This window comes from Lutibacter sp. TH_r2, from assembly GCF_033101135.1.
Classification (GTDB): domain Bacteria; phylum Bacteroidota; class Bacteroidia; order Flavobacteriales; family Flavobacteriaceae; genus Lutibacter.
Window position 1 is genome coordinate 577,920 of sequence record NZ_JAWMPV010000001.1, and the last position, 21,298, is coordinate 599,217.

A 21,298-nucleotide genomic window follows, 5' to 3' on the forward strand; every position below is an offset into this window, starting at 1 on the left:
ATGAAATTTACAGTAGCATTAATTTATGTAACCTATTGTTCAGAAATTTACAGTAGTACATTTGACAAAAAATTATTTAAATCAGAATTGTTCACTGATGACGATGATGTTGATTTAAGAGTCATAAATGGATTTCATAAGGATGATGAAAAAACCTATGTTTTAAATTCTAGTTTAAACAAAATAGGGCCAAAAGATATAAATGGTAATTCTATCTTTTTATTTCACGATTCATTGGATCCTAATGAAATTTCAAAAGAAATTATTGACAGCTTTAGTCAGTTTAATAAATTGTTACTTGTTAAACATATAAATAACAGCAATGGGCTTAATGATTTTTTAGAGAGTGAAATTAATAAAAATAAACCAAAAACATTTAAAACCTGTTCTAAATCTCATTTACAAAATAGTACAAATATTTTTTATAGATTAAATGAATTTTGGGGAGAAAATGTAAATTTTGATGAAAAATTAAATGAGTTTGAATCAAAATTTTTTTCTTCCGATGAAGAAATTAGTAATCGTGAATCACTAAACCAAAAACTAACTTTTCTACATAAGTTATTAGGTGGTGAATTTGATGAAGAAGAAGCAAATCGATTTGGATTCGAAAAGTCATATTTTAATGAAAATGAAATTAGTAAATCACTAACAGCTATTGCAGATAAATTATTAAATTAACTTATGATAGTTCTTGATACAACAAACAATTTAATTAATTTCTTTAAAAAGCAGGGAAGTAAAAATCTAAGTATTTTACTTGCGAAAAAAAATGAAGAGCTACATGATTACGCTAAAAGAGTAATTAATGAGAGCCCTAAAATTGTTATTATTAATTTAGAAGCTACATTTGAAAATAATAAGCATATTAATCTAAAAGGTTTTGATTTAATTTATTGGCTAAGGTGTAAGTATGGTTTTGAAGGAGCGATAATTACTTGTGGATTTTTAAGTATTGAAAAAATAAGAATGCTCAAACCCAATCATACTATAATTTCAAGTGAAGGTGTATCCTATTTTAAGTTACCATTCGATTTACCAAAAAAGATAATAAGTGTTAATAAAAATAAAATTTTATATAAAAAACTAAAAGATCATGCCAGAAACTTATTTAAAATTGAGCAAGTAAGACATGAAGAAGCCAATTGGTGGGCTATGAAAACATTATTGGATTGCCATCGTTTAAAAAATGATGTTGTCTACCCCGATATTATTTTAAAGAAACAAAAGTCATTAAATAACGCATTAGCTTGTTTCATTTTCAGACCTAAAAACTCTTATGAAGAAGACTTAAAAAAATCTTTAAATGAAAACAATGCAAAAAGTAATAATTTTGAAGATTCGAAACGATTAGAAATAGAAACAATTAAACGGCAAATAGTAGTCTTTAATAACTTAATTCCAAATTCTAATCTTGAAGATAAAAACATTTATCTTTTAAAAATTGAAGAATTAAAATCTAAATTAGAAAAGATTGATAAAAAATCTAATGTTTTAATGATCGATGACAAAGCTCTCGAAGGATGGAAACATACACATGAACAAGTGATTGGAATATCGCAAAAGATTGATGTTATAGATTTTGATTATTTGCAAAAAAAAACATCTCTTGAATTAGTTAATGAATTATGGGAGAGAATTGAACTATATTTAGATGAAAATTCTAATTTATTGGATTTTATTTTTTTAGATCTTATGCTCTTCCCGAATAGCCTAAAAAAGAATATTTCTGAACTATATTCTGGTTTAGAAATATTAAAAAAAATAAAAGAAAAGCATAAACATATTCCAGTTCTAATTACTTCTGCATCAAACAAAATTTGGAATTACCAATTAGCACTTTCATATGGTGCTGATGCATACTGGATAAAAGAGGGTCTTGAAAATAATTACAACTTTGATGAATCTATAATAAATTATAATAAACTTTTAGAATTAACCAAATCTTTTTGCTCGTTAGAATACTCCATTTTAAGAAAATTTAAAGAGTTAAATAATAAAAAATTTCAAGAAGATAGCTTTTGGTGGGAAAATAAAATATGGGGTGATTCAAACAACAAGACCTATAAAAATGGAATACATTACACAATTCCTAACCAACAAATTGTAAGTAAACAAAACGTCTTTGAATACTTGCTAAGTTTATCTAAATTATTAAATTTTTATATTAATGAAACTATTATTTTAAAGAGGTCCCTTTCAAATAAAGATAAGCAATCTCATTTTGCTTCATTAAGTATCTTAATTGGAAAGGTAATTGAACTTATTCATCCGGCAATAAAAGGCGAAAACTACAAATATTTAACTACAGGAGCAATTATCCAATTAAGAGGAGATGAACTAGGAAGTGAATTGTATAAATTAAGAAATATATATTCTCATAATTCAAAGAGGGCAGTAAGTACAAGTTCTTTTTTTACTAGACTAAATCAATTTCATTCTTATCTATTTAAAAAAAATGTTACAATAAACGAGGATGCTAAAGAAAAATGGAAAATTAAAAGTAATAAAGACGAAGAAAAGTTAACTCAAAATATTGCATTAAAATTAAATAAAAATTCTGCTCCAAATGAAGTTGTTTTAAATTTAAAAAAAGAAAAATTAAAAAATAGCACTAAAACTATCTCTAATCAGTTAGCTCTTAAAAATATTTCCTCATTTTTAAATGAAGATAAAATCATTGAACGAATAGAAATTCATTATAAAAACTAACTATGAACGCATTATTTATCTGGCGAGAGGAATCCCGAAAATATATAAATAAATTATCTAAAAAAATAGATAATAAAGTTATTGTATGTAATAATGAAAGTTTTCAAAACCTAGAGATTAATGATTTTGAATGTATATTTATTTTAGTTGAGCTTAATTGGGAAAACAATCCTTTTTATGGTTATGAAGTAGCCAGTTCTATTGTTATGAATTGGAGAAATGATGAAAACCCTCCAAATATTCAATTTTTCAGTTTCATAAGTCAGTTATCATTGTTTAACCAAACAAAAGATGTCGATAAATTTTTCGTAAAGTCCTTTAAACACCATTCATTACCTTTTAACGAAGGTATTAATTTAAAAACATACTCTAAATCCAAATGGAAATACCTTAAAAAATATGCTTTAACTAAATCAGGTATTTTAGAAACTATAAATCATGATTTAAAAAATGATTTAAATAAATCACAATTAAATTTTGAAGATATATTTATTTCTTATAAAGAACGTCTGCTCGGAATTAAATCATTGCTGAATCCAGCAATTATTAATCTTTTAAGTAGTCAAAAATTATCTTCAAACCAAAAACTTAATGAATTACATTTATTTTTAAATAAGAGATTAAGGGAATTGAATATTCTGGATGAAAATAAACCTATAGAATACAATGGAGTTAAAGAAAAAATTTTATTGGTTGAAGATGATAAGGAATTTGGAAAGGAAATTAAAGCCGCTTTAGATATTTACTTTGATGTAAATTATAAGTCAAATGGATTAGATGCAATAAAAGCTTTAGAAATTGGTGGAGATATATATCAAGGATTAATTACAGATTTAGAATTATTAGATGAGAATCAAATCGACCAACCTGTTCAAGGTATTGAGTTAATCGAGTATGTATCAAACTCAAAGAAACATAAACACATTGTAAAACGAATAGTATCTGGTTTACCGAGAAAGGGAATATCCGAATTAGTAAATATGGATATTAATGACATTTTATACAAAAGCGTTATTGCTTTTTATGGGTTTTCAGAAGGCTTTGATATTTGGGTAAAAAAACTAAAAAATGATATAAAAGCTTTTAGAAGTTTAAAGTATATGAAAGGTCCTGAAAAAAAAATCTTTTGGCAAGACACCAAAAAGGAGGTTGACAAAAAAGGCGAAGTTAAAATTACTGGCTCTGGATTTAAGAGGTTTTATTATAATTTGCAAATAGAAGAAAGTCAAATTTTTAAAGAAATGTGGAGTCGTATTGAAACGAAAGTCTTAAACATTTTAAATGATGAAACCTCTGAAATTATAGAGACTAAATTCATTAAAATAGATGATCGTCATAATTTTCTTGAAAAAAATACTAAAGAAAATTCAGTTGCATTATTAGAACAAATTTTAACACACAGACTATTATGGATTTCTTTTTTTAATGATAAGGACCAAGTAGTATATAAAGATAATAGCGATATAAATAATAGTTGGTCGCATAAACCATTTTGGAAAGAAAATTACAATAGGTATTTGAAAAAAAACACAACATTAAGTGTTAAGCCCGATGGAGATTTTGGCCTTTTAGGGTTTACTACAATTCAAATTTTGCCTAAAGAAAAAAAATTAGTTTTAGATGAAGTTCCCAAAGTAATTATTCAATTCCAAACAAACCAACTATTCATTGAGGAGGAAAAATTTAAATTAAATTATAATAGCTTACTTAAATCTTCTGTAAATGATTTTGCTCAAAAATATATTGAATTATGTGAGTTAACTTATTGGTGGATAGCAAATATTAATTTAGCAAAAGAAAATAAATTAAACGCACCATTAAATTTCACGGACTATACTGAAGAAAAAATGAAGCAATCAATTAATGACATACTGTTTAATGCTAAATCTATCAAAAAAGAGTATAAAACAGTGATTAAAAACGAAATAATCGAATATCAAGACTCTAAAGAATTTAATAATCTATCTAAAAATTTGCAAAATCTTTTAAATAATATAATAAGTAACAACACCCTAGATTAGTTTTTAATCCAAAAAATATTACTCAAACTTATTATAACCATAACAAAATTGTTATGGTTATTTTTTGTTCCTGTAATTTTTCAAAACTAAGTTCCAAATATCTCTTACCGAACCGCATACCCAACTCTCTAATTCGCTTCGCTATGGGAAAAGCCTAACTTCTATTTTCCTCAACCAGATATTATTTCAACCCTTAACCCAAATAAAACCTAGAGACTGTTTGGGAAAACTAAGAAAAACTATAAGCATTATATGTTTGTATTACATAAAAAAAAGACTAAACATAAAATGTTAATCGCTAAGCTATGAAAAAAACAGAGAACTTATTAATCTACATAATATCTATTGGGTTTTATGCCTTTGCGTTACAAACTACTTTATTTATAACCAGTGGAGAAGTTTTAGGCTTCAGCTTTAGTGAAGAACACATCTCTTTTTTTAAAAGTATTAATATTTTAAATAAGCAAGGGCACCTTTTACTTAGCAATACTTTAATCTTTTTTGTAATAGTACTTCCTATTTTCAAATATATTACACTATTACTAAATATTTTTAAAATAAAATTATTTAATAACACAATTAATGACATAGTACTATACCTACAAAAATATGCAATGGTAGATGTTTTTGTAATTGCCTTATTACTTATCGCTTCTAAAAGCAACCCCATTTTCAACCTGAAAATTGAAATTGGAACCTTCTCCCTTCTATTTTCAATATTGGCATCAATGATTCTTTCAATTCAACTAAAAATTGGAAGGAAGAATGAGGAAAAATATTAAAATAGTCTATTTACAGTATAAATAACAAATCAAAAATACACCGCCTATGAAAAAATAATATTTGATCCTTTAATCTAACATAATTTCTCTGATAATTATTAATACAACAAACCATAACTATGAACACAATTTCTTTTACTCAAAAAATATTTATCCAGATCGCAGGATATGACCTTGAAACAGCTAAAAGCTGTACATCATCAGAAATAAATAAAATGGCCAAACATGGAACACTAATTTTAATTCCAGCAATTGTTGGACTATTTTCTATGTCCTACGCAATGTTCTTAATTTCTAAAAGCCTTCTGATTTCAGTAATAGGAGGAACAATCTGGGGAATCGTAATCTTTTTTATTGACAGAAGTCTTGTTTCAGGAAATAAACCAGGTACATTCAATCTTGGAATGCTTGGAAGATTATTATTTACTGTTATTATAGGCTTTGTTGTAGCAGAACCAGTTGTTCTTTTAGCCTTTAAAGACACTATAAATGAAAAGATTCATGAAGAATTTATCGTAAAAAAGGATGAACTGAATAAAAAATATAGTCCAAGGATAGTTAGCTTAAATAAAGGACTAAAAACAGCTCGAGAAAGACTAGATAAAAAACAAAAAAGCTACACTTCAGAGATGGATGGTACCGGCGGATCTGGAAATCCAAATAAAGGGCCAATCTACAAACAAAAATATGATGATTATCAAAATGAACTAACAAATTACAATGAATTTAAAGATGAAATTTCCGATCTAAAATCTGGTTTAAATACTGAATTTAATAATGAGCTAAATGAACTTAAAACTGTTCAAGCTAATGGACTATTAGGACAATTTAGGGCTTTACACTCACTTAAAGACAAAGAAGTAGTATATGCTACGTGGGCTTTAAGACTATTCTTTTTCTTTATCGAAATAATTCCTTTTTTAATTAAGATATCACCAAATAAGAAGGGAGATCTTTACTATGACATAGTAGATGATGAAAATAAAGTTCAGTTAAGTATTGTTACTTCAAATAATACATTAAAGAAAGAATTAATGGAAAGTGAAGAAAAATCTAGAAATAAAGAAAAAATATTAAAACTAAACGAGATTGATACAAAGAAAATAGCTGCATCAAATGAATTAAACACAGAACATATAGCCAAACAAATGTATTTAGCAGCTGATAAAAAATTGAAACAAGACTTAAAAGCAATTAAAAACATTAAAGATGAAGAAATAAAAGCAAAACTCTTAAGCCAGCTTAATCAAGTTTATGATGGTTATTTCAAAAACATGGAAGACTTAATTATTAAATCAAACCAATTCTATTCAAATAACATATAATTATGAAAAAACTAATTTTAATAGCAATCTTAATTGCAGGAGCATATATCTTTTTTAAAAAGGATATTAAATCAGTAATTCCACAAACTGTATCTCAAACTGTTAATTCTAATGATAATGGAGCCATTATCACAGTGACTGGAAAAGTGGTAAGGAACTTCAAATTACTCTACGGTGTATATGAATTAAAAGATACATCTACAGGAGAATCCATTATGGTTTCTACCTCTGGAAATGTACCTAAAGTCGGAACTAAAGTCATAAAAAGACTTCAAAAAAATGATGTGATTACTCTGAACGACCGTACCTTTTCTTTGTTTAAAGAGCTCGAATGAAATCACTTAATATATTATCAACTAAACTAAATTTTACGCCTATGTAAATACTCAAATACAATTTAAATTTCAATTCTTAAAAACTTTATTAATTTTTAAACTTATTTATTATGAATACTAACAACAACTTAAACAATAGCAATCAAAACACTGATTTTTCAAAAGTAGATTTTAATCTTGATAATATTGAGAACCTTGATAATAATCCTATTCAAAGAGAATACATGGGAAATCCCGATCAGAATCCCTTTCAAAAAACAAACCTTAATGACTTAAAAAGTGAAAGCATCAATAAGGTGAACCCAATTGAAAAAGATGACAAAAGCGTATCATCTTTACAAGAAAGTCATAAAAAAATTGATGACAATCATCAAAGAGATTTAAACAGAAACTGGAGTTTAACTGAACAATGGACAAATAGATCTATGTATAAAGTTGTTCAAGAGCATAAAAAAGATCTATTTAACGCTTCTGCTGAATACAAGATAAAATTCTACAGAACAGTTTTAGATGGAAGGTTAGAAGCTTTAAGTGAAAAAACAAATACTGGATTAATGATGATTAAAGCCCATTATAGACAGCGTGTTGCATCGTTTATGATGACAAAGATGTCTGACCTCTCAAAAGAAGTAAAAGTAAGACAACACGACTTTTTAGGAATGATGATGGAAAAACATGATTATGTAGCGAAACTTGAAAATTATCCACAACTAAAAAATCAATATGTTAACTCTATCCTGCAAGAAGGTGAGAGATATATGAACTTCCTTGATAGACTCTTACTTCGGTTTGAGAACATTATTGACGAACAACTTAAGAGGTATCAAGATTAATTATTCCTTTTGTAGCCATAAATCTGGAGATTTATTTCTCCAGATTTTTTACTTTTTCAACCTGCCTTTTTGGATATTCCATAAAGGTCTGAAGTGATTTATCAATTCCTCTTCCAAAGTATTTCTAAATGATTCAGGTGTAACTTTTAAAAACTTCAATTTCAATTCATTCCCTTGAGCTAACTCACTTTTTACTTTTCCTAATTTTGAACCAGTTTTTGGATGCTTCTTAAAAAAATGATTTCTTATTCTAGTTTTAAAAAGATAACCTTTTGATTTACCTATGTAAACCAATGAAGTTGATTCATTTTCCTTATTTACCAAATAAATAAAGTATACTATACCTATATTTTTATAGTTAATAACTGAACTATCATCAGGGTTTATAAGATTTGACTTTTTAAGTACAAAATCTATGGCCAAATCTATAGATGTTGAAAACTGTATTTTTATTTCAGGCTCTTTCATTTATTTTTCATAATTACTATAAAAAGTAACCTTTAAAACAACTCTTTAGAATCACACTTCTTTAAAAATATATCTTTTATATGTAATTCTATATATTGTTCTTTTATCATTGTTCACTTTCAAGCTGTTTACTTCTATGGCTCCATTCCTTCAAAAATTCTGATTTAAGGAAATTACTATTATCTAATTTATCAATTTCTGATTCATTTATCATATAGTTGCAATAATCAAATTTAGTAGCTGAAACATTGTTAGTTAATCTTTGAAAATTTTTCAATTCATTTTCTAATTGATTAACCCACTTCTTAGCTCCTCTTTTCTTTCTTAAGATTTTTGCTTTATATCGTTCCTCTATCCCAAAAGTTTCTTTCCAACCAGCTAAATGATCCTTGTGGCTGAACTCATCGAATGTTGATATACTAATTTCAAAATCCTTTTTCTTTAGATTTTGAATATCTAAACTCTTGAGTTCAAAATTAACATTCAATATCCATTTTTTATGAGTATATGGATAAAACACTTTTCTTCTTTTAAATGTTTTATTTTTCCCTTTCCCTTCATTTTTCAAATGTAACTCCTGCTCAAGTTTATATGAGGAATTACAATCATTACACATTGGAACTAAATTTTTAAAATTTACTGAGTTAAAAGGGTATTTACCTTTAGGTATATAATGATCATATGCTTCCCTTTTAGAATGATTTTTCCCTTTAATTTCTTTAATCCCACAGAAAGGGCAAATTTCTTCTTCATTGGCTTCCATAAAGTCATTATAATGACTTTTTATAATTTTTTTAAAATTACCAAAAACCTTTAAATTAAAAGGACTTTTATTACCATACAACTTACTATAGAAAGACTTAAATAACTTACCTAATTCTGGATAGTTCTTTTCTAATTTTTTATAATTTATAGGTTTTATTGTTCGATTAGAGCATATAAGACTAACATTATTATTTATACGATACCATTTTTTTAATTTTTTAATGTCTCTTTTATCTAATTCTTTAAACTCTTCAAAGATTAGCTCAATGTGAGAGTTAAAAAATTGCCCCCCTTTAGATTCGTCATAATGAAAACCTTCATATATTAATTGTAATTCCTTAAAGCCTCTTAATTTCTTTGAGTTAAAATCACCTTTAGCTTTACACCAAACTTCAAAAAATATAAAATCTAAATACTTTTGAAATTTTTCAGCTTCGTGGTTTATATATGAATAGGTGAATAACATTATTTTTGGGGATGAAACTTGTTTAAAATCTTATTTATGAAGATTGTTTTTTCCAGAGAATCACCAATTTCCTTATTCATTTCCTTGATGATTTTAATCGCATTTTCTCCACTCATAATCCTTTTTTCATAATTGTCTATTATGCCTAAAGCATAATCTCCTATCGTATTATCTTTATCAAATATTTCAACAGTTATGTCATTTATTGATGCTCCTAGTGTTTGAAAATTGGGTTTTTTACAAATTACTTTCCTTTTTTTATTCTTCTTTTTCTTTTTATTGAAAACTCTAACATAATTTGAATCAGTATCAGAAATGAGGAAAGGAGAATGCGTTGTAATTAACATTTCTCGCATAGTTTCATTGCTATTTTCCTCTTCTTGCTCGAAACAAAAACGCAAACTGGATAAAAACTTTGCTTTCCAACTTGGATTAAAATGTGTTTCTGGTTCATCTAATAAAAACAAACTACGTGTATCTTTAAAAAGTAAGCATAACCCTAAAGAATGTAAAAATTGATGCTCACCATCTGATAATGCCTTAGTGTAAATATTCTTTTCTAAGCCTTTTTTCTTAATTTCAAAATTCTTGATATTTAATACCCTTCTAGATTCAATAGGCCTAAAGTTTATGGATTCACTTAAAAATATATTCTCAGTAGCATACGTGTTGTTTTTACTTTCTTGGTTTACAGAATGTATTTCTAATATTAAAAGAAGCTGAAATAGTTCAAAAAGCTTTAACGGATTGTTCTCAAAATGAAATTGAAAAGCTTTCAGAGTATCATTATTAACTTTGTAATCTAAAATAAGAAAGCTACTATTATTAAATTCATTTTCATAAAAATCATAGTTGTCTTCTTCATACCAAGTGGTAGCACACTTTTTTAATTTTTCAATATATGAGCTTGTGTTTTTACCTTGACTTTGAGCATCAAAATCTAAGTTTTTTAAAAGTGGAAATTTCTTATTCTCATATTCTTTTACAATATCTGTTTTAATAATTAATCGAAAAGAGTCTATTGCTTCAACACCTACATATTCTTTAAAGGGAGATAATACATCTTTTTCTAGTTCACTATTTGTTTGCATTAACAAATTAGTTAAGAGAATAAATTGGCTATAAGATTTATCTACATAAATTAAAGAGCTTTCAGGACTTGGGTCTATAATTGACTCTGTAATCAAATTACTGTAATAGGCATCATACTGAATAAAACGACTCTTAAAAAATGGGAAACTTAAAGTTTCATTTTCACCAGATGCATAACCCACTACATATTCTGGCAATAGAAACTTTATTTGATGACTTAATAGTTCATCAACTCCAAATTCATCCTTGTTTTTCCATTTTATTTTTGGGCGTTCGCCAATTTGTTTAGAAATGTAAATATGGGCTTTATGTATCTCTTCTTTTTTATTAGATAGTTGTGGGAATCCTTCTGTAATAAACGTTAAGTATTCGAGTTCATATGCATCAACTCTCGAGGTTTTGGAATCAAATGAATTAGAATTATTTTCATCCTCTTCGTCAAAATAACTAGGTTTGTTACTCAGATATATACAATCTAAATGATAAAATATTTCTGATAAGGCTTCCAATACATTAGATTTTCCACTACCATTTTTTCCTGCTAATACATAAGGATTAAAGACAGTAGCTTTATCTTTGTTTTCTGATTGAAGAAAGTTTATTTCAAAACCGTTAAATAAAGAATTGAAACCTTCTTCTTGATTTATTTTAAGCCTTAAAAGTTTCATCTGTTAGTTTAAGTTTTACGGTTGCAGTTTCTTCTTCAAATATTTGTTCTAATAATGGTGGTTTTGCATCTAAAAAAGTAAAAATGACTTCTTGCCACTTTTCATTGTCAAAATCTAAATCTCCAATATGATAGAAAAACGAATGTAATTCTTCTTCTATATCTTGTAAAGTAAATTTATCTTTTTTAGTGAAGTGTTTTTTTAATAAAAATTGATAAAAAATATCTTCTCTGATAAATTCGAATATCCATTTTGGATTATCGTCTATTACATCTTCTGGTATACCTAAATATGTGGCTAAATCAAGTTTAGTTATATCTACTTTTTCACCTTCTTGCTTTTTTATTTCAGACATAATCGAGTCTTTTTTTTTTACTTCTTCTTTTGAAACTTCTAATTCTCCCTTAAATGCTTCTTGTATCAAACTATTGAATAAGTGTTCTAACTCAATTTTAGATAGGTTTAAGGTTTCTTTTTGAGACTCTATGTTATGATATATAGCTTCGAATTGGTTTTGAAGTTCGATAGGAGCATCTTTCAGCTTTAATTCTTTTATGATTGTAAGATTCAAACCTGCCATTATTGCTCCTTTTTCTCTAGCTTTCATTTGATAGCTGATATAAGGGTTTGAGTGAATGGAGTAAGCTAAATAATAAGGATTACATTTTTCTGGGTCCAAGGATATACAAGCTAAATGTTTTGTATTAATAGCAACAGGAATATCATCAGGTATGACAGCCGAACGACCTACTGTTCCCATTATAGTGATAATAACATCTCTTGGAAAAACCGTATATCTTTTTAAATCTTCATATTTCTCATTTGTTATATATCTTCTTTCTTTCCACTCGAAAGTGTTTTTAACAGCATTGTCAATACCTAAAACTGCAACTGGTCCGTTTACTACAAATTCAGAATGTTTTAGATTACTACCAAAAGGCCCAGTTCTCATTGAGTTTTTCTTGTCCAATGCTAAAGATTTTATCTGGACATCTTCCCAATCATCAAATTGTCGATTTGCTTTTCCGAACATTCTCAAAAACTGAGCTCTTAACAACTCATCCAACAAAACAATACTCTTGTCTCTTTCTTTTAGCAAAGAATCAGCTCTATCTAACAGTGAGACTATTTTGTTTTGAGTTTCTAGAGGAAGAATTGGAATGTCAAGATTCTGAATATATTTTTTGGATATATGTTTTAAACCAGCACCTTTAAATCCTCTTTCAAGTATATGAATGTTTCCAAATAAGTAATAGTAAATAAACTTTTCATTGAAAATTTTGTCTTCCTTTTTATACGCAACAATACAATCTGTAGAGGTTGAGAATTGTTCATCTACATAATGTACACTTGCTTTTCCTCCAGTTCCAAAAATCAAAGAAATTCTGTCTTCTTGAAAAACATCTATACGTTTGGACAAAGTTGCACTAGAAGTATAGAAAGGATATAAACCTTCTTTTGAACCATCTCCGGCTTTAATTTTCGACTTTTTAGCAAAATCAAACAGTTCATTAAATTTTTCTGTTTTCATTATATCAAGTCATTAAGTTCTTGCATATCTGCTAAAATGCCTTTTTCCATTTCTAGTAGTTTCGCTAGAATCTCTTTAGGTGGGTCATAGCTTTGCTCGGAGTATTCATAATCTTTATAGTGATTGTGGCTAAGGTCTAATCCTTCTTTTTGTATTTCAGCCAAGTCTACAAAAAAGTGGTTTTTACGGTCTGGATATTCAACTTTTTTTCTTTTTGTAAATTCACTTTTTACTATTGGTAATGGGTTTTCTTCTAGTTTTTTACGGTTATCATCTAAACTATAACCGTCATTTTCTAAAGCATAAAACCACACTTTGTCGGTGTGCCAAGTTTTACTGTCTTCTTCTACTTTAGTAAATACTAAAATAGCGGTCTTTACACCTGTATAGGGCTTGAAAGCACCAGCAGGTAAAGAAATAACAGCTTCTAATTGGTTGTCTTTTAATAATATTTCTCGTGTAGCTTTTTGAGCTTTATTACCACCGAACAAAACACCTTCAGGTATAATTACCGCAGCTTTTCCACCAGCACGTAGCATTTTTGAAATACGAGCTAAAAACAACAATTCAGTAGCACCCGTATCTATACCTAAATCTGGGTTTACATCTCCTTTGTCTAACTTACCTGTAAAAGGAGGATTGGCTAGTACAATATCGTAATCTCCCGTTTCATTATAATTTTTACTTAACGAATCTTTGTATTCAATATGGGGATTGTCTATACCGTGCATCATTAGGTTCATTAAACCCAATCGTACCATAGTCGTATCTATATCAAACCCATAAAAACTATCGTTTAGTATTTGTTTATTTTTATCATCTAGCACAGAAGAAATAGAGGCACGTTCAAAACCATCTTCATCTGCTTGTAATAATTCGGGTTCTTTTTTTCGAACTAAATCGCTCAAAATATATTGATAAGCTCCTAATAAAAAACCACCTGTTCCACAAGCTGGGTCTGCTATTTTGTGTCCTAATTTCGGTTCCGTTAATTCCGCTAATAATTTAATTAAATGCCTAGGTGTACGGAATTGCCCGTTTTTACCAGCAGTAGCAATTTCACTTAATAGCATTTCATAAACATCTCCTTGTATATCTTGGAACGATTGCTTTCCATCTTTGGCATCTTCTTCAATTTCAATAAAGATTTCATCTACTTTTTTAACCGCTTCTACTAGTAAAGAAGGTTTTTGAATAATAAAAACCGCATTCTTCATATACTTGGTAAATGAAGATGTTTCGTCATTTAAATCTTTAATATGTGGGAATACATTGTTTCTAAAGTGTAACAACATATCGTCTGCAGGCATAGATTTAAAGAAACTCCATTTCAATTCCTTTTTAGATCTTGGTTTTAAAGCTTCTTCACGCTTTTGGTATAAGGCAGCCTTTTCTTTTTCAGATGCATCTGGTTTTGGGCGATACAAACTTTCGTTTATCCAAGGTGTGTATTCTCCATCAAATTTAGATTCGTATGGTTCTTCAGTCCATTCTGCATCACGCTCTCTTTTACTTTCTAGCTCATCTAGTCTTTTAATAAAGAGTAAGTAGGTGATTTGCTCAATAGCTGTAATTGGGTTCGCAATACCACCACTCCAGAAGGTATTCCAAAGACTAACTATTAAGGCTTTTAATTTTGGATTGTTTTGTAACATTATGCTGCTAATATTTTATTCGTTAATTGTAAAATTTCGTTTATTTCTTTTGGTGAAAACACACCTCTTATTCCTTCTGGATGAATCATTGTGAATGGAGATTCTATCAAGTTTTTCTTTTCTAGATTTCCTTTTTCCAATATGTATTTTTTTAGAATGTCTAAAAATTGCAATTGTCTGCTTGATAAATCACTATGTTCTGTAATAAAAGCATCAAAAGCATTCGCAACACTTTCATTAAATGTTTCTAATACTTCAAGACCCAAAATGTGCTTAATAAATTGTATGAATTTTGCTTTTCTGTTTTGATAGACTCTTCGTAATAAACCAATGGTAATATGTGGATTTTCTTCGTGTAGTTCATTGGCTAGTTCCTCTATTTCTTCTTGTGAAATAGTATCGCCTTCCACTATTTTTTGAAGAATAGGATTGGATTCCATCAATTCCTTAATCTTCTCTTCTACCATTTCTTTATAGCGTGTAATACTTACGGCTTCATTTTGCGGTCCAAATCCTACCATTTCTTTGGCAACTAGTTCATCTTCAAAATTAAATTTAGAAGGTCCAGAAGTATTTTCTCTTGTATCAATATATCTAGCTAAAGGAGACAAATTATCTATTAAATTATTGAATTTAGCTTCTTTGATGTTATTCCAAAAATGCATTCGTTGGGCATCTTTTATAAGTTCTTGTTTCTTTGCTACTATGTTTAATGATAGCGGTAAATCAGAAATACGTTCGATTAAAGCATCTTTAAGCATATCATACTTTTCGTTCTCTGATTGCATTTTAGCTAATGAAACTTCTAATATATCTTTTTCAAAACGCATAGCTTTAAAATCAACTCCTGAAACAGTTCGCATTAATGGTAGTATTTCTGATTTTAGAAAGTCGATTTTATCCACGCTAATATTTTCCCAAAACTCAGGAGCATTTACTTTTGTTACTGCTTTACTATTGTCTTTTATGACTACTGAATTTGCAGGTAATAATGCTATTTGCTGTTGTAGCCTTTTTGATTCTTCTAAAATTGTAGTTTCTAAACTAGCTTCATAAGCCAATTCTAATTTATCTAATCGTAAACCGAAAAGCTTTACTGGAATTGGAATCGCTTGTTTCAGTTCTTTTCCTTTTGGTTTTAATTTGAAGTATTCAAAATTATCCCAACAATCTAAGATGAGAAATACATCTTTTTCGGTACACCAAGATTTCATTTGTGTTGGTTCTAGCAAACGCGTTCCTCTACCAATCATTTGCCAAAATTTGGTATATGAATACACAGGTTTTGCAAAAACTAGGTTTACTAACTCTCTAACATCTATCCCTGTATCAAGCATATCTACACTAATGGCAATTCTAGGAAAGTCTTTGTTTTTGAATTGATCTAGTAAACCGCCTTTTCCGTGAACTCGAGAATCTTCTGAAACCATTACTTTGGCTAATTCGCCATTGTATTGTGGATATAGTTGATTAAAAATTTCTTCAATACGCCTTGCGTGTGCAATATTGGCACAGAAGAATATGGTCTTTCCTGGTAATACACCATTGACATCTTTTATGGATTCTTCCATAAACTCCTTTACAATAAGCGTATTTGTTCCTTTATTGATTACTTTTTTTTCTAATTCAACACCTTCAAAATTGATTTCTGCAATTTCTTTTCCTTCAAGAATTAATTTCTTTTGGTCTTCAAGAGAAACTGTTCTTTTACTAATTCCTTCCGTCTGGAATTTGGTTTTAATTTTCATTACTTGAAAATTGCACAAATAGGGTGGAATATTATTTACAGCTTCTTCATAAGTGTAAGCAAATGATGGTAAGCCATCTTCACAATTAAATATTTTAAACGTGTTATGGTCAATTACATCGGTTGGAGTAGCGGTTAAACCAATTGTAATTGTGTTGAAGTAATCAAGTACTTCTTTGTATGTATTGTAAATACTTCTGTGACTTTCATCTACTACAATTAAGTCAAAAAAGTGAGGAGATAAGGTTTCTTTTTCTTCACGAACAATATTAAGCATTGTTGGATATGTAGACACATAAATCCTTCTATCCTTTGCAATACTTTTTTCACCTTGTTTAGGCCATCTAGGTTCGTTAGGTAAATGTTCTTTAAAAGCTTCTAGTGCTTGATCTCTTAAAGCAATTCTATCAACTAAAAACAAAGCTTTTTCTGCCCAACCAGCACGCATTAAAGCTTCTACTAAAGCAATGGTGGTTCTAGTTTTTCCAGTACCAGTAGCCATTACAATTAAAAAGGTTCTTCTTTTTTGTTCTAAACCATCCATTACTGAACGTATAGCTCTTATCTGATAATCCCTACCAGCTACTTTAGTATTAATAAACTCACTAGAAAGAGGCTTTTTTGCCTCTCTAATGTATAGATATCTTTCTAAATCCTCTCTCGTTGGATAACCAACAATTTTTCTAGGTGGAGCATTTTCCAAATCCCAAAAGAAAATGTCGTGACCGTTCGTGTAAAAACAGAAAGGTAAAATGTCTTTAGTTTCCTTCAGAATATTATAGCAATATTGTTTTGCTTGTTCACGACCAGTATTGGCATCTTTAGTACTTTTCTTAGCTTCTACAACCGCTAAAGGTTTTCCGTTTTTCCCTAATAAAACATAATCTGAAAACTGATTTTTTTTATATTTTTCAGTTAATTCATCCACTTGATTTTCAGTAGTAAGGTCAACAACATACTCTTCTACCACTTGAGTATGGTCATTAACATCCCATCCAGCTTCTTTAAGCTGAATGTCAATTAATTCTTTTCTAGTTGTTGATTCATTCATAAATATATTCTAATTCAATATTTAGTAAATTTTCAAAACCAAATATACAAATTAACACTTGCTTATAACAAAGTTTACTTTCAAAGCTTTCTATTAATAAATTTATTGTACTCCGACCATTCATCTTTCTTTAATGAATAATGAAAATGACGATATAAAGCTATTAACTCTCTACCTAATAAATTATCCTCTGGCGCTATTGAAATACAATTTGTGTAAATATTTTTAGCTTTTATTTTTTGATTTGGATCCTTTAAAACTGAATTTAGAATAAACTCAGTTGTCATTAAAATTGGAATACTTTTATCAAAAGCAACATCTAGTTCAATTTTTAAAAAAGGTGACCAATAATTTCTAGCTATTTCAATCCAATCTGTATTTTTACTTGTTTCTTTATTAAAGTAATTTCTACATAAATTTTGAACATATAAATTATCAATAGTTAGCCCATTTAATTGATTTATATTTTGTTGAATTGATCTCCAATATGGCGACGTTGGATTATCTAGCTGAAACACTTTTTTTAAAGGTTTTGGCGTTTCATTTACAATATGACTGGGATCAGCTCCAAGAACTATTGCTTTTATTTCACTATCTCCAATAAATGGATCTGGAAAAGGATATAATTTATTTACAACTGGGTATTCTTGTTGTAACTTCAACAAGATTTCTTTTTCTTTCATAGCAACTTAATTTCAACTTTTTAAAAATAACTATTATAATAAAAGTAACCTATGACATTTATCAAAGTAGCTCTGAAACTTTGATAAGTTAAAAAAATAAGCTAGTCTATTTTTTTAATTAGTAAAACTGTATCACAAGAATAAAACCCTTGAAACCATCGGCAACCACACATTAGCACCCCTAAAACCCTTTACAACAGGAGTATTTGAATGTATTTTTCACTTGTTGCAACATAATTATTTATTTGTGATAATTTTTTATCACAAAATAATCACAGCTTTTATTACAGTTTAATTTAACTTATTTGATGTGATTTTAAATCTATTAGATAGCTGAAATGTAGTCCATTAATTTTTTATAATTGAAAGTAGGTTTAGTAAAAGCAGTTCCACAAAAGTAAAAAGACCTTGTACTAGGATGCTCTTGAATTACTCTTAACAAATCTGCCAAAACCTTATCAAATTCCACAACTATATAAAGTGGCATATGCTCGTTTGTTTTTTTTAGAGTTTGTATTAACTCATTTAAAGTTTCATTTGACAAAGAACAAGTAGGATCTAGTTTTTGAGATATAATCCATGTAACTAACTTCAAAAATTCAGTTGAATTTATAAATGCATTGTTTTTATAATTTGCTATTTCTTTTTCAAATAAAGAACCATCTATAAACTCTTGTAAGTGATCTCTTAAATAGTTCGAGACTGTTTTGTTTTCTTGTGATGCTTCTTTATAAATCTCCTGTTTTAACTCCTCTGGTAATCTAAAATTAATTGATGGATCTTCGTTTTTATCTTTTTCTTTTTTGCCATATTTTTTGATTTATGCGTAAAACGTACGTACGTTTTACGCATAATTTAATTTTTTAAATTGTTTTGATTTTTAAATTGTTGTAACACCTCTTGGTTTACATTGAATATTTTTGTCAAAATAATTGTTTCCACTTCTTCAGTATCTATTTGAAGTTTTTGCTTTTTCTTTTTAACTATTGGCTTAAGGTTTTGGTTTTCTTGGTTTGATTTCTCTTCTATCTTAACCTGATTAGAGCCTTGAAGTTTTTCACATTCTGCTCCCTCCTTTTTTAAATCTTCACCAGATTGAATTTGCCTATTTCTAATTTTATCAAATCTTCTTGCAACATCCATCAAATACTTAAACATAAACGAACTTAATGAATAATCAAATTCCTTTTCAAAATCTATAAACGCTCCAAAATAATTACAGATATCTTTTAAATGTGAGTTAAAATAACCCAATTGAGTTGCAAAAGCACCAATAATATTAATATGTAAGTGTTTGTTGTATTTTTCCGCATTTACAGACATCCATTCTGAAATGTGATGAAACAACATTAAGAACTCATAGTACTTTTCAATAAGAATATGTATCTCAAATTCAGATAGACTTTTACACACTTTAACTAGCTTGAATGTGTTTTTCTCTAAAAACTCTTGTTTACTTCCAACGTAAGTACCTACCTCCAAAGCATCATCTTCTCCATTATCAAATTCTCCCTTACCTAATTCATTATCTAAAAAAAACAACGTATCAAACCATTCATTATAAGCCCCATCTAACTTATCCAATACGGATTGTGTTAATATTTCCGAAGGTATGTAAAAGATAAACCTATGGTAAAATGTCTCAAACAGTTCATCTAAAACTTCATTTATATTTATTGAATTTTCACTCATTAGTCCTCTTTAAAATATTCTGAATAATCTTCTGGCAGCTCTGCATCTATATCTCTTAAATACTTTTCTAGAGCCGTCATTGTTGAATGTCCTGTAATCTGCATCAGTCTACTTTTTGCTTCAAACGGAGATCCATTTTTTACAAGCTCTCTATAGAGTTTGGTAATGTAAGTGTGCCTAAAACTGTACAATCCATAATTCTTATCTAAATCAAAGTGCTTTTTTACTACTTTTCTAAATCGTCTTGAAAAATAATCTCTTCTGTTTACTTCAGTAGCTTCCCAAACCCCACCAATCTTCTCTGGTGTAAATAGATAGTCTTCTGTATTTAGTTTTGTTAGGTCTGGAATTTCCTTCAATAAAACATCTGGGATAATTTTTGTTTTTAACGCTTTGTTCTTTGCTTTGAATGAAATGGTTCTTTCGTTCAAATTGATATCCCCTACTTTTATTCTGTTTACTTCAATAGGTCTTAAAAAATTGTATGAAATAAATTTAATGTACAATAGCAATATAGGATCCTTCTCTTCCAGATATTTAAATATATCAGCATCTAACTGTTTTGAATATGTTTTATGTCGCTCAGGTAGTGCTTTTAATACTTTAATGTTTTTTATACTATTGGTTGCAATGATCTCATTCTCTTCCAATACTTGAAACAGACTACTTAAATCTATTCTATAATTGTTTCGTGTTCTTGCACTACTCCTTTCTAAAATAGTATTTAAAAAATGTGTTAGGATCTTCTTTGTAATCTGGTCAATGTATTTTAACTCTGGATACTCTTTTTTTATAAACTGTTGCAACGCTTTTGACTTACCAGTGTAATCGCGCATTGTTGTAGCGTTTACCAGTCTTTCCTTAAGTTTTAAAGCAAATTCAAGTCCTTCTTTCACTGTTTTACGATCTACTGCAACAGTTTTAGGAGCTGTTACAACTTTTGGTTCAACAACTTTTGGCTCAACTTTCTTAACATGCTTTACCTCTTGATTTTCTTTTATAAAAAAATCTGTATTATCTTCAAATGGATTGTAACCTCGTTTTAAGAGTTCTAAAATTTTATGCTTATATATCATCAATACAAACATTCTTTCGGCCTTTGTTTTGTAGCTATTTGTTTTACCGTAGAACGGTGTAACTCGTTTTAGCTTCCCAGTTTCTGGATTTCGGTAAGAAAAGTAGACATACCAGCGTTTTGTTAAATCGCCATTGGCATCGTAAATTTTGGGGTTTGAATAATTCTTTTTCATTGACAAATCGTATGCAAAATCGTATGCATTTCCGTATTCAAAGTTAAGTAATTTGTTCAAATTAGACATAAAAAAAGCAGTTTAGAAAGCTAAACTGCTGATTTACATCTTTTAAAAAGTAGTAGCGGGGACTGGACTCGAACCAGCGACCTTCGGGTTATGAGCCCGACGAGCTACCTACTGCTCTACCCCGCGATATTGGATTGCAAAGATACATCAATA

17 protein-coding genes and 1 tRNA gene are annotated in these 21,298 nt (G+C 28.5%); 7 read left to right on the forward strand and 11 right to left on the reverse strand.

Annotation, left to right across the window (positions count from 1 at the left end; all coding sequences use genetic code 11):
* From R3X25_RS02275 to R3X25_RS02305, 7 genes are all read left to right on the forward strand, one after another.
* Positions 1-681 carry a hypothetical protein gene (locus R3X25_RS02275; RefSeq protein WP_317671437.1) on the forward strand — a complete coding sequence of 227 codons (681 nt, stop codon included), beginning with the start codon at positions 1-3 and terminating at the stop codon, positions 679-681.
* A 3-nt stretch (positions 682-684) separates the two neighbouring features.
* Positions 685-2,712: a hypothetical protein gene (locus tag R3X25_RS02280; RefSeq protein WP_317671439.1), complete on the forward strand. Its 2,028-nt coding sequence runs from the start codon at positions 685-687 to the stop codon at positions 2,710-2,712.
* A gap of 2 nt (positions 2,713-2,714) precedes the next feature.
* Complete coding sequence (locus R3X25_RS02285) at positions 2,715-4,733, forward strand: hypothetical protein (protein ID WP_317671441.1); 2,019 nt, start codon at positions 2,715-2,717, stop codon at positions 4,731-4,733.
* Between the two features lie 305 nt (positions 4,734-5,038).
* Positions 5,039-5,515 carry a paraquat-inducible protein A gene (locus tag R3X25_RS02290; protein ID WP_317671443.1) on the forward strand — a complete coding sequence of 159 codons (477 nt, stop codon included), beginning with the start codon at positions 5,039-5,041 and terminating at the stop codon, positions 5,513-5,515.
* Positions 5,516-5,634: 119 nt separating this feature from the next.
* On the forward strand, positions 5,635-6,840 hold the full coding sequence (locus R3X25_RS02295) for a DUF4407 domain-containing protein (RefSeq protein ID WP_317671445.1): 1,206 nt from the start codon (positions 5,635-5,637) through the stop codon (positions 6,838-6,840).
* A 2-nt stretch (positions 6,841-6,842) separates the two neighbouring features.
* Entirely contained in the window at positions 6,843-7,175 is a 333-nt protein-coding gene (locus tag R3X25_RS02300) for a hypothetical protein (RefSeq protein ID WP_317671447.1), read from the forward strand.
* Positions 7,176-7,285: 110 nt separating this feature from the next.
* On the forward strand, positions 7,286-8,008 hold the full coding sequence (locus tag R3X25_RS02305; RefSeq protein ID WP_317671449.1) for a hypothetical protein: 723 nt from the start codon (positions 7,286-7,288) through the stop codon (positions 8,006-8,008).
* Positions 8,009-8,056: 48 nt separating this feature from the next.
* Here the strand turns inward: R3X25_RS02305 and R3X25_RS02310 are convergent, their stop codons facing one another.
* The 11 genes from R3X25_RS02310 to R3X25_RS02360 form a co-directional block, all read right to left on the reverse strand.
* A complete protein-coding gene (locus tag R3X25_RS02310; protein WP_317671451.1) occupies positions 8,057-8,476 on the reverse strand; it encodes a GIY-YIG nuclease family protein in 420 nt (139 codons plus the stop codon).
* Between the two features lie 106 nt (positions 8,477-8,582).
* Positions 8,583-9,707 (reverse strand): hypothetical protein, encoded by a 1,125-nt coding sequence (locus tag R3X25_RS02315; protein ID WP_317671453.1) that lies wholly within the window; start codon positions 9,705-9,707, stop codon positions 8,583-8,585.
* On the reverse strand, positions 9,707-11,467 hold the full coding sequence (locus R3X25_RS02320; protein ID WP_317671455.1) for a restriction system-associated AAA family ATPase: 1,761 nt from the start codon (positions 11,465-11,467) through the stop codon (positions 9,707-9,709). The genes R3X25_RS02315 and R3X25_RS02320 overlap by 1 nt, the downstream gene beginning before the upstream one ends.
* Positions 11,448-12,998 carry a restriction endonuclease subunit S gene (locus R3X25_RS02325; RefSeq protein ID WP_317671457.1) on the reverse strand — a complete coding sequence of 517 codons (1,551 nt, stop codon included), beginning with the start codon at positions 12,996-12,998 and terminating at the stop codon, positions 11,448-11,450. Before R3X25_RS02325 ends, R3X25_RS02320 begins: the two co-directional genes overlap by 20 nt.
* Entirely contained in the window at positions 12,998-14,653 is a 1,656-nt protein-coding gene (locus R3X25_RS02330; protein ID WP_317671459.1) for an N-6 DNA methylase, read from the reverse strand. The genes R3X25_RS02325 and R3X25_RS02330 overlap by 1 nt, the downstream gene beginning before the upstream one ends.
* Positions 14,653-17,451: a DEAD/DEAH box helicase family protein gene (locus tag R3X25_RS02335; protein ID WP_317671461.1), complete on the reverse strand. Its 2,799-nt coding sequence runs from the start codon at positions 17,449-17,451 to the stop codon at positions 14,653-14,655. The genes R3X25_RS02330 and R3X25_RS02335 overlap by 1 nt, the downstream gene beginning before the upstream one ends.
* An 80-nt stretch (positions 17,452-17,531) precedes the next feature.
* Complete coding sequence (locus R3X25_RS02340) at positions 17,532-18,134, reverse strand: hypothetical protein (RefSeq protein ID WP_317671463.1); 603 nt, start codon at positions 18,132-18,134, stop codon at positions 17,532-17,534.
* Between the two features lie 325 nt (positions 18,135-18,459).
* Complete coding sequence (locus tag R3X25_RS02345; protein ID WP_317671465.1) at positions 18,460-18,729, reverse strand: hypothetical protein; 270 nt, start codon at positions 18,727-18,729, stop codon at positions 18,460-18,462.
* A gap of 260 nt (positions 18,730-18,989) precedes the next feature.
* Positions 18,990-19,826 carry a hypothetical protein gene (locus tag R3X25_RS02350; RefSeq protein WP_317671467.1) on the reverse strand — a complete coding sequence of 279 codons (837 nt, stop codon included), beginning with the start codon at positions 19,824-19,826 and terminating at the stop codon, positions 18,990-18,992.
* Positions 19,826-21,145, reverse strand: a complete 1,320-nt coding sequence (locus tag R3X25_RS02355) for a site-specific integrase (protein WP_317671469.1) — start codon at positions 21,143-21,145, stop codon at positions 19,826-19,828. Before R3X25_RS02355 ends, R3X25_RS02350 begins: the two co-directional genes overlap by 1 nt.
* Before the next feature lie 53 nt (positions 21,146-21,198).
* Positions 21,199-21,271, reverse strand: a tRNA-Met gene (locus tag R3X25_RS02360).
* Positions 21,272-21,298: the final 27 nt, after the last annotated feature.

Coding starts and splice junctions, on each gene's coding strand:
- R3X25_RS02275 (WP_317671437.1), top strand. CDS start 1: ATGAAATTTACAGTAGCATTAATTTATGTAACCTATTGTTCAGAAATT.
- R3X25_RS02280 (WP_317671439.1), top strand. CDS start 685: ATGATAGTTCTTGATACAACAAACAATTTAATTAATTTCTTTAAAAAG.
- R3X25_RS02285 (WP_317671441.1), top strand. CDS start 2,715: ATGAACGCATTATTTATCTGGCGAGAGGAATCCCGAAAATATATAAAT.
- R3X25_RS02290 (WP_317671443.1), top strand. CDS start 5,039: ATGAAAAAAACAGAGAACTTATTAATCTACATAATATCTATTGGGTTT.
- R3X25_RS02295 (WP_317671445.1), top strand. CDS start 5,635: ATGAACACAATTTCTTTTACTCAAAAAATATTTATCCAGATCGCAGGA.
- R3X25_RS02300 (WP_317671447.1), top strand. CDS start 6,843: ATGAAAAAACTAATTTTAATAGCAATCTTAATTGCAGGAGCATATATC.
- R3X25_RS02305 (WP_317671449.1), top strand. CDS start 7,286: ATGAATACTAACAACAACTTAAACAATAGCAATCAAAACACTGATTTT.
- R3X25_RS02310 (WP_317671451.1), bottom strand. CDS start 8,476: ATGAAAGAGCCTGAAATAAAAATACAGTTTTCAACATCTATAGATTTG.
- R3X25_RS02315 (WP_317671453.1), bottom strand. CDS start 9,707: ATGTTATTCACCTATTCATATATAAACCACGAAGCTGAAAAATTTCAA.
- R3X25_RS02320 (WP_317671455.1), bottom strand. CDS start 11,467: ATGAAACTTTTAAGGCTTAAAATAAATCAAGAAGAAGGTTTCAATTCT.
- R3X25_RS02325 (WP_317671457.1), bottom strand. CDS start 12,998: ATGAAAACAGAAAAATTTAATGAACTGTTTGATTTTGCTAAAAAGTCG.
- R3X25_RS02330 (WP_317671459.1), bottom strand. CDS start 14,653: ATGTTACAAAACAATCCAAAATTAAAAGCCTTAATAGTTAGTCTTTGG.
- R3X25_RS02335 (WP_317671461.1), bottom strand. CDS start 17,451: ATGAATGAATCAACAACTAGAAAAGAATTAATTGACATTCAGCTTAAA.
- R3X25_RS02340 (WP_317671463.1), bottom strand. CDS start 18,134: ATGAAAGAAAAAGAAATCTTGTTGAAGTTACAACAAGAATACCCAGTT.
- R3X25_RS02350 (WP_317671467.1), bottom strand. CDS start 19,826: ATGAGTGAAAATTCAATAAATATAAATGAAGTTTTAGATGAACTGTTT.
- R3X25_RS02355 (WP_317671469.1), bottom strand. CDS start 21,145: ATGTCTAATTTGAACAAATTACTTAACTTTGAATACGGAAATGCATAC.